10 protein-coding genes, 1 pseudogene and 1 CRISPR repeat array are annotated in these 13,516 nt (G+C 42.2%); of the genes and pseudogenes, 6 read left to right on the forward strand and 5 right to left on the reverse strand.

Annotation, left to right across the window (positions count from 1 at the left end):
* Positions 1 to 6 precede the first annotated feature (6 nt).
* A complete protein-coding gene (cas2, locus tag ACFVQB_RS11340) occupies positions 7 to 297 on the forward strand; it encodes a CRISPR-associated endonuclease Cas2 (RefSeq protein ID WP_379438439.1) in 291 nt (96 codons plus the stop codon).
* A 194-nt stretch (positions 298 to 491) separates the two neighbouring features.
* Positions 492 to 4,713: a CRISPR direct-repeat array (repeat unit 33 nt; unit sequence GTCGCACTCCGTATGGAGTGCGTGGATTGAAAT).
* 890 nt (positions 4,714 to 5,603) lie between these two features.
* Here the strand turns inward: cas2 and ACFVQB_RS11345 are convergent.
* The 4 genes and pseudogenes from ACFVQB_RS11345 to ACFVQB_RS11360 form a co-directional block, all read right to left on the reverse strand.
* Positions 5,604 to 6,158, reverse strand: coding sequence for a stalk domain-containing protein (locus ACFVQB_RS11345; protein WP_379438442.1), 555 nt, complete (start codon positions 6,156 to 6,158; stop codon positions 5,604 to 5,606).
* A 284-nt stretch (positions 6,159 to 6,442) separates the two neighbouring features.
* Complete coding sequence (locus ACFVQB_RS11350; RefSeq protein ID WP_379439663.1) at positions 6,443 to 6,685, reverse strand: integrase core domain-containing protein; 243 nt, start codon at positions 6,683 to 6,685, stop codon at positions 6,443 to 6,445.
* Positions 6,686 to 6,712: 27 nt separating this feature from the next.
* Positions 6,713 to 7,305 (reverse strand): annotated as a pseudogene (locus tag ACFVQB_RS11355) (IS3 family transposase); the annotation flags it as partial.
* A gap of 11 nt (positions 7,306 to 7,316) precedes the next feature.
* On the reverse strand, positions 7,317 to 7,634 hold the full coding sequence (locus tag ACFVQB_RS11360) for a transposase (RefSeq protein ID WP_379438445.1): 318 nt from the start codon (positions 7,632 to 7,634) through the stop codon (positions 7,317 to 7,319).
* A 291-nt stretch (positions 7,635 to 7,925) separates the two neighbouring features.
* Between ACFVQB_RS11360 and ACFVQB_RS11365 the strand changes: the two genes are divergently transcribed.
* The 3 genes from ACFVQB_RS11365 (at position 7,926) to ACFVQB_RS11375 (ending at position 9,512) form a co-directional block, all read left to right on the forward strand.
* A complete protein-coding gene (locus tag ACFVQB_RS11365; protein WP_379439666.1) occupies positions 7,926 to 8,273 on the forward strand; it encodes an asparagine synthase-related protein in 348 nt (115 codons plus the stop codon).
* 37 nt (positions 8,274 to 8,310) lie between these two features.
* A complete protein-coding gene (locus ACFVQB_RS11370; protein WP_379438448.1) occupies positions 8,311 to 8,442 on the forward strand; it encodes a lasso RiPP family leader peptide-containing protein in 132 nt (43 codons plus the stop codon).
* 713 nt (positions 8,443 to 9,155) lie between these two features.
* Entirely contained in the window at positions 9,156 to 9,512 is a 357-nt protein-coding gene (locus ACFVQB_RS11375) for a winged helix-turn-helix transcriptional regulator (protein WP_379377211.1), read from the forward strand.
* Positions 9,513 to 9,921: 409 nt separating this feature from the next.
* Here the strand turns inward: ACFVQB_RS11375 and ACFVQB_RS11380 are convergent, their stop codons facing one another.
* Entirely contained in the window at positions 9,922 to 11,115 is a 1,194-nt protein-coding gene (locus tag ACFVQB_RS11380) for an MFS transporter (RefSeq protein ID WP_379438451.1), read from the reverse strand.
* Positions 11,116 to 11,771: 656 nt separating this feature from the next.
* Between ACFVQB_RS11380 and ACFVQB_RS11385 the strand changes: the two genes are divergently transcribed.
* Together ACFVQB_RS11385 and ACFVQB_RS11390 are read left to right on the forward strand one after the other, a co-directional pair.
* The gene (locus tag ACFVQB_RS11385; RefSeq protein ID WP_379438454.1) at positions 11,772 to 12,401 is read left to right on the forward strand and encodes a TetR/AcrR family transcriptional regulator; all 630 of its coding nucleotides are present in this window, start codon (positions 11,772 to 11,774) and stop codon (positions 12,399 to 12,401) included.
* On the forward strand, positions 12,398 to 13,372 hold the full coding sequence (locus ACFVQB_RS11390) for an alpha/beta hydrolase (RefSeq protein ID WP_379438457.1): 975 nt from the start codon (positions 12,398 to 12,400) through the stop codon (positions 13,370 to 13,372). Before ACFVQB_RS11385 ends, ACFVQB_RS11390 begins: the two co-directional genes overlap by 4 nt.
* Positions 13,373 to 13,516: the final 144 nt, after the last annotated feature.

The raw sequence follows: 13,516 nt of genomic DNA on the forward strand, positions 1-13,516 counted from the left end.
TAATGATTGCTTATTTTGATTACGTATGATGTAAGCACGATAGACAGTGAAGGCCGAAGAAGGCTATCTAAAGTAGCGAAAAAGTGTGTGGATCACGGTCAGCGAGTACAAAACTCGGTGTTTGAATGTATACTGGATGCTAGCCAGTTTAGACGTTTACGATTTGAACTGGAAGAATTGATTGATAAGGATACAGATAGTCTTCGATTCTATAACTTAGGCGATAATTACAAAAGTAAAGTTCAACATGTGGGAGCCAAAGATTCCTATGATATGGGTGATCCGTTAATACTATAGCAGGTGCGAATGCCAAGCTCACATGATTTTCCTGGGGGATTCGCACCTCGAAACTTGTCGAAAAGGTCATTTTTGTGACCTTTTGGCAATGATATATAGCAGAGATTGGTTGATAATGGGTTTTAAAGAAGTGGTAATACCGAAAATACGTTAATATTTACTCGGGAAATGTGAGTATTACGTTATTTTTCGCTGTCGCACTCCGTATGGAGTGCGTGGATTGAAATCGTCTGCGCGGAGATAGTTTCCGTCGATGTACGAGTCGCACTCCGTATGGAGTGCGTGGATTGAAATACATTTACGGAGCTCGACGTACGCAACACGATTAGTCGCACTCCGTATGGAGTGCGTGGATTGAAATATCGCGTGGATGATGGGTCGATCCTACTGCGCAGTCGCACTCCGTATGGAGTGCGTGGATTGAAATGATTTTGACGCCTAGAGAATCCAGCGCGTAGCACAGTCGCACTCCGTATGGAGTGCGTGGATTGAAATCGATATACTGGCCGTGCACCGCCTCATCGCGCATAGTCGCACTCCGTATGGAGTGCGTGGATTGAAATTTCCGGCGATTCCAGGTACGTTTGCTTATCGCGAGGTCGCACTCCGTATGGAGTGCGTGGATTGAAATAACGTAATATTTACCGTCATATAATACGCGAATCTGTCGCACTCCGTATGGAGTGCGTGGATTGAAATATCCTCCTTTGATGGTGTGACTGGTTTAACAATCGGGTCGCACTCCGTATGGAGTGCGTGGATTGAAATCTCCCAATTTCGAATTGGTTGTTTAATCAGATCGTCGCACTCCGTATGGAGTGCGTGGATTGAAATCATTCGCTCCTGGTACTGATCAATGGAAGGCTTAAAGTCGCACTCCGTATGGAGTGCGTGGATTGAAATTTATATTTGCTTTCTGACATTGTGCAGCTCAATTGTCGCACTCCGTATGGAGTGCGTGGATTGAAATACCCCAGCAATGTCTATCGAAACTTTTGCATCCGGTCGCACTCCGTATGGAGTGCGTGGATTGAAATAGTTGTAGCGTCCAGCGTTTGGTCCGCCAGGATAGGTCGCACTCCGTATGGAGTGCGTGGATTGAAATAACTATATTATGCGCAATATGGGCATTGCATTGGAGTCGCACTCCGTATGGAGTGCGTGGATTGAAATTTTGTAGACCTGCTAAATCCAAACCCAAAGCCGTTGTCGCACTCCGTATGGAGTGCGTGGATTGAAATAAATAATTCTAGAAACATTTTCCTAGGTCTGATAGGTCGCACTCCGTATGGAGTGCGTGGATTGAAATCTCAAAGGTAAAGCATGTACAGATGAAGCAACCCAGTCGCACTCCGTATGGAGTGCGTGGATTGAAATTATAAATGATCTTCAAGATCAGCCGCCGATTATAGTCGCACTCCGTATGGAGTGCGTGGATTGAAATAAATTTTGGGGCAGTTGTGAGTCTCGATAAGAACGTCGCACTCCGTATGGAGTGCGTGGATTGAAATGTTTTGTCCAACAGCCCTGCCACGATATCGGGATCGTCGCACTCCGTATGGAGTGCGTGGATTGAAATACCATTGGAGGGCCGCCTTTTACAGCGGCTAAAGTCGCACTCCGTATGGAGTGCGTGGATTGAAATCAAAATCGCAAAAGTGGTGCTGAATGGAGTTTACGGTCGCACTCCGTATGGAGTGCGTGGATTGAAATAATTGAATCTGCTAAAAGGCTATTTGGATCTACAAGTCGCACTCCGTATGGAGTGCGTGGATTGAAATAACAACAAATGGAAATGCTTTATCAACAACGCAAGGTCGCACTCCGTATGGAGTGCGTGGATTGAAATTGCAATAAGACCTTTCACTAAGAATTTAGGCTCAGGTCGCACTCCGTATGGAGTGCGTGGATTGAAATCCCTTTAAGGGAGAAATATTAGGTGTTAAAGCTTTGTCGCACTCCGTATGGAGTGCGTGGATTGAAATAGGCAAAGCCTTTGAACACACAATAGAAATGTTAGTCGCACTCCGTATGGAGTGCGTGGATTGAAATTATCATACGAGTTTGAATCCAATAGCGAGAATGCGGTCGCACTCCGTATGGAGTGCGTGGATTGAAATAATTGAATCTGCTAAAAGGCTATTTGGATCTACAAGTCGCACTCCGTATGGAGTGCGTGGATTGAAATAACAACAAATGGAAATGCTTTATCAACAACGCAAGGTCGCACTCCGTATGGAGTGCGTGGATTGAAATTGCAATAAGACCTTTCACTAAGAATTTAGGCTCAGGTCGCACTCCGTATGGAGTGCGTGGATTGAAATCCCTTTAAGGGAGAAATATTAGGTGTTAAAGCTTTGTCGCACTCCGTATGGAGTGCGTGGATTGAAATAGGCAAAGCCTTTGAACACACAATAGAAATGTTAGTCGCACTCCGTATGGAGTGCGTGGATTGAAATTATCATACGAGTTTGAATCCAATAGCGAGAATGCGGTCGCACTCCGTATGGAGTGCGTGGATTGAAATCGATCGACCATGCGCATTCTTTTTCCGTTGATGCGGTCGCACTCCGTATGGAGTGCGTGGATTGAAATTTTTTTCTTAACTCTCTTATCCTATTAGGATAATTGTCGCACTCCGTATGGAGTGCGTGGATTGAAATTATCTCTGAATGCAGCTAGGATGGAATATCCGGCGTCGCACTCCGTATGGAGTGCGTGGATTGAAATGGTCTTAACTACGCTCTTCAACAGTTGCAACAGGTCGCACTCCGTATGGAGTGCGTGGATTGAAATAAACGAAAGGTGAATGAAGGCATAGTACCAGGGGTCGCACTCCGTATGGAGTGCGTGGATTGAAATTTTTAGATTTACGGTTTAATGTATGCCGGAAGCGGTCGCACTCCGTATGGAGTGCGTGGATTGAAATCAGAAAGAGATCTCGAAGAAATGAATGGAGAACTTGTCGCACTCCGTATGGAGTGCGTGGATTGAAATCATTTCCCACGGATCAAGTCTGCGAACTGGTATTGGTCGCACTCCGTATGGAGTGCGTGGATTGAAATTAAAAATGTCAGTAGTATTAGGGGTTTTATATAAAGTCGCACTCCGTATGGAGTGCATGGATTGAAATCACAAATCAATCATAATAATGTCTTCAGCGGGTAGTCGCACTCCGTATGGAGTGCGTGGATTGAAATCAACAATTCAGGATAACATCTAGGTAGCATGGGGGTCGCACTCCGTATGGAGTGCGTGGATTGAAATTTCAAACTCTCCATTTACGTATGTAACTCCTAAGGTCGCACTCCGTATGGAGTGCGTGGATTGAAATATTTCCGTTGTTTAATGAAGCGACGATAGGCGGATGTCGCACTCCGTATGGAGTGCGTGGATTGAAATTGTACCTGCGTACTTCTGGACTGTAGTAGAGGGCAGTCGCACTCCGTATGGAGTGCGTGGATTGAAATTGTTTATAGTTGTATCCACTATCGCTATTGTCCGTCGCACTCCGTATGGAGTGCGTGGATTGAAATAAAAAGCTTATGGACGGTCTGTTCTGGCTGCTGCAAGTCGCACTCCGTATGGAGTGCGTGGATTGAAATACGGTTGAAGACATTCAACCTGACCCAGCTCCACCGTCGCACTCCGTATGGAGTGCGTGGATTGAAATCATGTTCTCGGATGGATTGCGGCCGGACTCTATTAGTCGCACTCCGTATGGAGTGCGTGGATTGAAATACATGAACAAACGGAATCAATACCAGAAACATCAAGTCGCACTCCGTATGGAGTGCGTGGATTGAAATAAACATGTGAGCTGCATTCCCGTAATCCGTCACTGGTCGCACTCCGTATGGAGTGCGTGGATTGAAATTCAGACGGACGCGGTGTATACGAAAAAGGCAGTCCGTCGCACTCCGTATGGAGTGCGTGGATTGAAATCTCTTCCACTTGGTGGATTTATAGAACGATCCGCGTCGCACTCCGTATGGAGTGCGTGGATTGAAATCCTGTCTGCTCCACCCGCTGTTACGGTCAGATTTGTCGCACTCCGTATGGAGTGCGTGGATTGAAATTCATGTTGTCGTTGAACCCAAGCAAAAAGTGGAGTCGCACTCCGTATGGAGTGCGTGGATTGAAATGTTGATGCCGATGGAAACCCGATCGACATTGGCGGGTCGCACTCTGTATGGAGTGCGTGGATTGAAATATGCAGGCCCAGCAACAAGCACAGGAAGCACAAGGTCGCACTCTGTATGGAGTGCGTGGATTGAAATCGGAATCCATATTGTTCTGACTGCACATGCTCAGGTCGCACTCTGTATGGAGTGCGTGGATTGAAATATCAAGCGTCATGATCTTGTACCCCATTGTTTTCAAGTCGCACTCTGTATGGAGTGCGTGGATTGAAATAATGATCTAGTTAAAGATGCAGTTTCGCTCGAAACGGTTTCTTGAAGCTTGAGACTAATGCCACCGATAGCCCAATCAATCCAACTTGTTGGGATGGAGAGATCAGGAATTTTGTTAATGACTGATACATACGCGACCTGAGAAAGTCCATTATTCGGCCGCATACAAACCAGCGTGCCACGTTTGTATGTTGCATTTGTAGAAGCGTAATTCCTTACGGGGTTACCTGCAGAAGTAACTGCAATACCGTGTACATAGCTGGTACTGTCATCAAAGAAAGTGCCGTTAATTCCATATTTGGTCGAAGCAGTCAAGTTTTTGCCGCCCAAATCCTCAATTCGGATCGTAGACATATCTGCTTCGATGTAGTCTACCGTTATACCGTTCCATGTTGTTTGTTTAGATTTTGCATCAGCCATTTTCATCATCCTTTTTTGTTTGATGAATTGAAATCGTGGGAATCAACCGGGGTATTGTCATTCCCCGACAATACCAGTTGCCGATTTCCTTCTCACTTATGTAGGTAAATTGGGACGACTATATACAACCATGCAAATTCGTTTGTCCTACTATTTTTTCTGGATGATATTTTTGAAAATGGCTACACGAGGAGAAGAGGCTAAACTCAAATCATAATATAAAGTAGAAGAATGAGATACTATTATTCGTTTAACAATAATTTTCTGGAAGAAGTTTCCGACCTTTAGGTTATGTAAATGCATCTTTATTAGCATCTAAAGAGTAAATACAGAGCTCGTTATCAACACTCTGCTTGCTACTCAGATTAAACAAATCATTAGTAGACTTGATATTATTTGATTATCCTTAGAAATAATAGAAGCCTCTCCCGGTGATAACCGAAAGAGGCACAAGAAAAATATACGATTTAATCAATCATTAAACTCAACAAATACATGCATATACTTATCTAATCCTGGAAGACCGGTTGTTTCTTTGATATCCAAGAAACTGAGTTTTTCTTCCCAATCCAATCTTTCCTGATCAGAGTCGTCAGCAGCTACTTCAAAAATATATGCTAAGACAAATGCATCAATACTTGAGACTCCCTTATTTAATTTTACCCACTCTTGAGGGAAAACAACTTGATTATTACCAGCTGTAATTTTTTTACCCGAAAAATTCAGAATCAATTCTTGGTCTTGATTTTTAATTGTAGTTATTTTTTTCTTTCCATCCCATTTGATCGTTGCTCCGGATGATTTGAAGATATCCTTCACTGGAACATAAACTGAATTATACGTGGTTGTAGTCAATTTGTCGTTTTTTGTGATATTTAGTTCCACCTTTTTAAGTGAAGGATTGTACGTGTACGCCGCACGCTCCTTGAAAGGTCGATCCTTTAAAGGTTGGTCCTTAGCGGATGCAACGGACGCTACACCGACAACTAAAGTTAACATCAACAATAATGAAAAAAATCGTTTCATCTTGATTCCTCCTTGAAAATTATTGTTTACGTTAACTTAAACGTTAAAAGTTGAGAAAATGTTTCCCTTAGAATCCAGTAGTATTAACTGATTTGGTAATACCTGTGGAAGGATTATCCGAAGTACCGTACGTTTTACCATTGTACTTATGCGCGTTTAACATACTGGAAGTCAGGTTTGATGTAGTCCCACTATTTGAAGTGACTGTAGTGCTTGTATACGTGACTTGTACTGACCCGATATTCGTCCCGGTCCAACTGGACCTATGTCAAGAAAGTAGACACTTACGCCGCGGATTTGTCCGTAAATTTCATCAAAAAGCGAGCAGGGGAAAGATAACCTAGCGCGCCATGCATTCGCTTGCGGTTGTAATAGAACTCAATGTACTGGTAGATGGCGGTATAAGCCTCTTTCGGCGTCTTAAAACGAGGGTTACAGTAAATAAGCTCTTTCTTTAAAATACTGTGCCATGACTCGATACAGGCGTTATCGTAACAGTTTCCTCGGCGGCTCATACTCGATTCCATACCATATGATTTCAGTTGCTCTACGTATTCTTTTGACGTGTACTGAGAGCCACGATCCGAGTGGTGGAGCAAGCCCAGAGCGGGGCGTTTGGCCTTATAAGCATCCTGCAATGCATCTAGGACAAACGGGTTTCCATATGGTTGTACAGACGCCAGCCTACGATTTCACGCGTACACAAATCCAGAACGCTGGCGAGATATAGACGACCTCCTCGGCAGGGAATGTAGGTGATGTCGGTGACCCATACGGTATTCGGTTTGGACGTTTTAAATTGCTGATTCAGCGTATTCGGTGCAATGGGATGGTCATGATTGGAATCCGTGGTCTGGACACGATATTTGGAACTTACCACAGAACGAAGATTCATTTGACGCATATATATACTGACGGTACGTGAAGTGATTCTATACCCTTCCAGATGGAGCAGATACGTAATTTTAGGACTTCCACACCGCATCTGGTGGTCGTAAAAATGATACCGAATACGCTTCATGACCTCGGCTCTCCGGTGCTGCTGCTTGCTTGTTCGGTCCATCCGCCACTTGTAATATCCGCTCCGTGACACTTGCAAGGTTCCGCACATCTTCTCCAAAGAAAACTCGGAGCGATGGTCTTCCACAAACTGAAATCTTAGCTCTTTGGTTTGCTGAAGATGTGCACTGCTTTTTTTACAATAGCCAGTTCCTCTTGTGTATCTGCAAGTGTATGTTCTTTCTCTTGAAGCAACCGACGCATCTCTTTGAGCTCTGCCTCCAGTTCCTTCACTCGATCCACGCTAGCCGCAGGCTCGTTTTTAAGTTCACGATACTTGCTCATCCATTGATGTAACGTACTTTTCGGAATGTTGAGTTCTTCTGCCAAGTCCCCAAGTGTCTTCGTTTGCTCTTGGATGAATTTGACCGTTTGTTTCTTGAATTCTTCGTTATATCGTTGTCGCTGTTCTCCCATGGGGACACACCTCCGTTAGTCTTATTATCCTTCTGTCCGTTAACGGGTGTCCACTTTTTATTCTAGTTCCATAGGGACCATTTGTATGAACCACTTCAGATATATAAGAATAATATCTTTGACGATGCGTTGTTTCGAGGATTGTTTACTCAACAATTTAAAAAAAAGTGGGATCTTCACCATAAAGCTAAAATCCGTGATCTTCCTAGAATCTATCCTTTGCCAAGGCAACTTGAATATGAAGATATCATGCTGTTTCATCAGAATATACCTTTGGAGGGTCTTCATCATATGGATGCGAGGCATCCGTTTTTGGACTATGATTTAGTAAACTTTTGCTTTTCGCTGCCAGGGAACATGAAAAGAAATGAAACTACTAAGGTGATTCTAAGAAAAGCCTTCTCGAATTACTTTAGTCAGCATCACCTTGGACGTGGGAAGTCTGATCATTCTACCCAAATAGTGCATGATATAAATAAAAAACAAGAGAAGTTAAACCTCCTAATGAAACATTCCAGATTGGTAGAACTCGGAATTGTGGAGTATAGACAGTACCAAAAATTACTAGGATATCTTCAGTATGGAACATTGGAAAAACCTTTTGAATTAATGAAGATTATAGAATGTAATCTGATTTAATTTTGTGAGGTTCGTGGAGTAGAAAGGGGGAAGATACGTGTATACAAAGCCTGTTATAACGAATATTGGAAGTTTTGTTTCTCTTACAAAGGGTGGCGGAAGTGGACGAGCGGAATCTTATGTAACAGACAAGTACGGTAATGTTGTAGCTGTCTCTTACTGTAGTTAATTATCTCAGGTCTCTTGTAGTGATTATTAAGAGGTGAAAAATATTCTCCACCAACCTCACAAGGAAAGATCGAGGTTAATGCTTTTGGAAAAGTATTATCATAATCATGGCGGGCCACCTTTTGGAAAACGAAGGTGGTTTTTGTTTGCAGTACATCATAATCATCCCTTACAAAATTTAAGCCGCTATTTCCACTCTGTTTCAATCCACGCTTCTCATAAGAAAGCGACGTATACAGTAGATTATGGGAAATGAAGTTTACAGAAATGTCATTTCACGACTGCGCTCAGTTTGCTTTACTCGCTATAAATCTCGAAAAGCACTGTGGGATCAGCGTTTAACCAGCGTTATATTACGCAAAAAATTTAATCGCAATAGCGCAGGCTACCTCAACGACTTAGAGCAAAAATGGAATTCACTTATGAGCTAGTTAATTATGCTGTCATAGTTAAAAAACTATTTAGTTATGGGAAGGTCGCTTATTTGAAAATGGAAAGGACAGTTAAACCCAGTTCAGACATTGTTATAGAGGGTTATTTAGATTCTCCATTGTGAATTGAATATCGAAGAAGTAACAAAAAGGTTATCTTTATTCAAATTTAGGATATATCAAATTTTATAGCGATTTACATCCTTTCAATAAGATTGCATAATGAATTATTATAAAGTATGTATATTTATAGCATATACTTACCAAAAGGAGAGTGTAACTTGTGCACGAAACTATTCCAACTGGCGTGAAACTAAACGAAACTGGCTTTGGATACACGTTGTCCTTAATAGGCGGTAAATATAAAATGATCATTATGTATTGGCTGTCTGAAAATAAGGTAATGCGGTTTAATGAGCTGAAGCGATGTATCGGTACCATCTCCTTTAAAACGCAAAGTATCATGTTAAAAGAGCTGGAGGCAGATGGGCTTATCATACGCAAGGAATTTCCCCAAATACCTCCAAAAGTTGAATATTCATTATCTGAAAGTGGTCTTTCTCTCATTCCATTGTTAAATATGATGTGCGAGTGGGGAGAGAAAAACATTTCGCCAGCTCTGGAGGCTGTACAGCGGTAGGCATAGTTGTTTTGTTTATATTACAAAGAAGTATCTCCTGAACAGGGAAATACTTCTTTTTTATAGCAGTCTTAATAAAGCTAACTATTACAGATTGTCAAGAAAACTCAAATAATTTAGTGTGCTTTTTTCCAATTCGCTTACAGACGGCTCATTTTCTGTATCAGGCGGGCAAGGTTTCCTTCAACATTAAGCGCCGTGCTACTTGCGAACGCACCGTTTTCTGGTATTGCAACGGGATCAACGCAGTGACGAGCTTGAAATGTTTATGAAACGCCGAGGTGCTCATGTTTACGGACTTTGCAAGCTGCTTGATCACGAGCGGACGGTCGTATTGCCGGTTAATCAACTGGATCGCTTGAGCAATTTTGTGCGCGTTGGCTTTTGCAGCTGGTTAAGCACCAACCTTTTAGATATTAGTTTCTTTTATATCTTTCCTAATTTCTGGTGGAGCTTTGGAGCGGGTTACTCGTAAATATACCATAACGGTTGTTGCAGCGATGGCAACAACCGCTGCTCCAATCCAGCTAATCGAAGCTAAGGAAGCTTGTTCCACGACAACGCCTCCAATTCCTGCACCAGCACCCATAGCAAGCTGTAAAACTGAACTATTCATACTCACCATAATGCCTGAAGCCGCCGGAGCAAGCGTCATTAAGTGATATTGCTGAGTTGGACTTGTTGACCAAGCGGAGAGAGCCCAAAATATGAGCACAAGGAAAACGATAGCAGGCGATTGGGCTGATAATGACAGTAGAACTAAGGCTACTACATGCAGTACCATACTAACAAATAAAGTACGAGGGAATCCCCATTTATCTGTACTATAGCCGCCAAGCTTTGAGCCGAATAAGCTGGCAATCCCGAAAGCGAATAAAGCAATGATAACTGTTTTACTGCTCATCCCTGTAATCGACAGTAGGAAGGGAGAAATGTAGGTGTAGACAGTAGAATAACCAGAAATCCATAAGAAAGTGATCATTAGGGCTGCAATTATTTTCGGTTGCTTAATTAAAGCAAGCTGTTTGCGCAAGGGAACCGACTCATCGCCATTTGAGCGTGGGATGACTAAGAGTATAACGATCATCGCAAGAATACTAAGTGTACCGATTCCTCCGAAGATCAATCTCCAATCATAAGCGGAAGCAATAACTCTGCCTAGCGGAACACCGATAATCAACGAGGTGCTAAAGCCCATAAGGATTGTTGCAATTGCACTTCCTTGTTTATCAGGCGGAGTCATCTTGGTAGCGACAGTAAAGGAGGTTACAACGAATACTCCCATGCTTAGTGCAAGAATAACGCGTGAGACTAAAAGAAATTCAAAGCCAGGTAAAACTACGGCGATAATATTTCCAATCACAAATACGCCAAGTGAATAAACTAAAAGCTTGCGCTGCTCCATTCGTGCTGTAAATGCGATAAGGAAAGGTGTTCCAAAAGCATAGGCGAGTGAAAAAACAGTAATGAGCTGACCAGCAGCAGCGACGGAGACATTAACGTCTCTTGCAACTGTGTCGAGAATCCCTGCTATGATATACTCGGATGTTCCAAGCAAGAAGCTAACAGCGGCTAATAAGTAAACTTTCCAAGCATTAGACATATAATTATCCCTCTTTCTTAAGTTTCTATATTTCCGGGTATATAGAAATTTATTTATTTCCTTCATTGAGTATAAAGATTGTACTATAAATATGTAAGTACGCACATTTAGTACAGGTACTGTCATAAAGGTGAGTGTCACTCTGAGCAGATACACTACATTTTGTTAACACCGTATTATGAGTATTAAACTCCCAGGGGGAACTATAGTTCAACATCGAAAGGGCTGCCGCGTGGCAGCCCTTCGCTCAGCTAAAGGGCAGCATAGTTTATTAATCTAAGATTGTTGTTGAAGTGATAAAAGTTCTTACCTAAGCACTGACGGTTGCTGTCCCGGCATACCGAAAGCTCTTGCAGATCCTCTGCAAGGACTTCTGTTGTGCAATCCATTTTCTACGACAACATGGAGTTATCGTTCCACTATCTCCACATTAAAGGAAGGCAGAAACGTAAACTCATCATCCAAAGTAACCTGATAAAAACAAGTCGGAGGCGCATGTTGGGCTACACGCCGGCTTGTTTTTATTTGTTGAGTTTCATCCTGCTCATAAGTAGATAAATTTGCTCTTGAAATAAGTCATCATTAAAGGTATATTATTAATTAATTAACTGATCATTTAATTAACTAAAGTTAAGTTTAAAGAGAGGGGAATACATTTGGCAAGACCCATCAATGAAGAAAAAAGACTGGAGCGTCGTAAACGGATCCTAAAAGAAGCAGTTGTTCTGTTCGCAGAAAGCGGATATTCAAATACCACAACGGCTATCATTGCGAAGAATGTGGGAGTGACTCCTGGAACCATTTTTCAATATTTCCCTAGTAAAGAAGCTTTATTCTTCGAAGCTGTCCTTGAGCCGCTTGCTGAAATTCAGGTCAAATCGCTTGCTTGTCTACAACAAGAGGGGACGCCGGGCGGATTGATTAAGGACATGGTGGAAGAACAATTCAACCATATCTATTTCTATACAAATGAGTTACGGCTTGCTCAATCTGTCTTAGGACAAAGAATAAGGTTCCCTGAACTTACACAGAAGGTCCTTGAAAGTATTAAGGTAATGACGGATGCGATCGAAGATGTCTATGCCAAGGGACAGTTAAGGGGAGAATTCAACAAAAGCTTTTCTCCAGCAATGATCTCTCGTGCTTATATCTCTTTCTTAAATGGAGTGGCCTTAACTCTTGGAGAAAGTATTATTCATCATCCCGAGTGGGAAAATCTGAAGGGGCATGCCTTTTATTTGTTTGCACCCGTATCACCTATAGAAAAACTGGAGGAGTCTAAATGAGTCAAACATCATTACAACCCGATCTGACATTGAACAACGGTCGTGTGAAAAAACGGAAGATAATGTTTTGGAGCCTGGGGATCGTGCTCTTGCTTGTGGTGGCTCTTGTATTTTTTATATCGTTTAAAGTAATAGACACGTTGTTGCACCATCCTAGAGATACCAATGTCAGCTACGAATTGAATATTAATAAAACGCCTTACGAAGAGGTTGAGTTCAAGAGTTTGAAAAATGATAATACGATTAGAGGTTCTTTCTTTCCTGCAAATGTTAGTGGTAAATCAAGCGATAAAACAATTATTGTCGTCCATGGGTATACAAGCAATCGTTTAGTCAAAGGGCGGACCCAAAAGTTAGTAGAGCATTTCATTCCGAAAGGCTACAATGTGTTGGCATTTGATCTCAGCTCGCAAGGTAAATCCGATGGTGATTTGATTACACTGGGTCAAAATGAACAATACGATTTGCTGGGAGCTGTGGACTATTTAAAAACGAGAGGCCAAACGGGTGACAACATCGGAGTTATCGGCTTTTCTATGGGGGCAGCCACTTCTTTGCTGGCCGCAAGTGAGAGTGATGACATCCAAGCCGTAATTGCGGATAGTCCGTTTCGTAATGCCGGTTTATTTCTAAGAGAGGGTCTGCCTTTCTTTTCAGGTTTACCTGCGTTCCCATTCAGTTATACATCGACGTGGATGGCAAAATGGGTCTTTGATATTGATCTGGATTCCATCTCACCTATGGATGCGGTGAAAAAGATGCAAGACAAACCGGTTATGCTCATTCATGGTACTGGGGATCAGCAAATCAGTTATAAAAATACAGAAATGATTTACGAGTCCTTAAAGGATAACCCAAACGCAGAAGTATGGTATCCGAAAAATACGGAGCACATCGATGCGATCAACCACTACCCCACTGAATATTTCCAAAGAGTAGATCGCTTTATGGATGAGTATGTAGGAAAATAAATTTATCTAGGAGAGCTAACTATAGAAGGGCTTTCTGATGAGGTAGTGACACCCATTAATATCAAGTAAATTCAGCCTATAGTGTGGAAAACCACTATAGGCTGAATTTACATAGAAAAATAGTTATTTTTTTAGCGAGAAATT

The sequence above is a fragment of the Paenibacillus sp. NPDC057886 genome, assembly GCF_042796655.1.
Lineage (GTDB): Bacteria > Bacillota > Bacilli > Paenibacillales > Paenibacillaceae > Paenibacillus.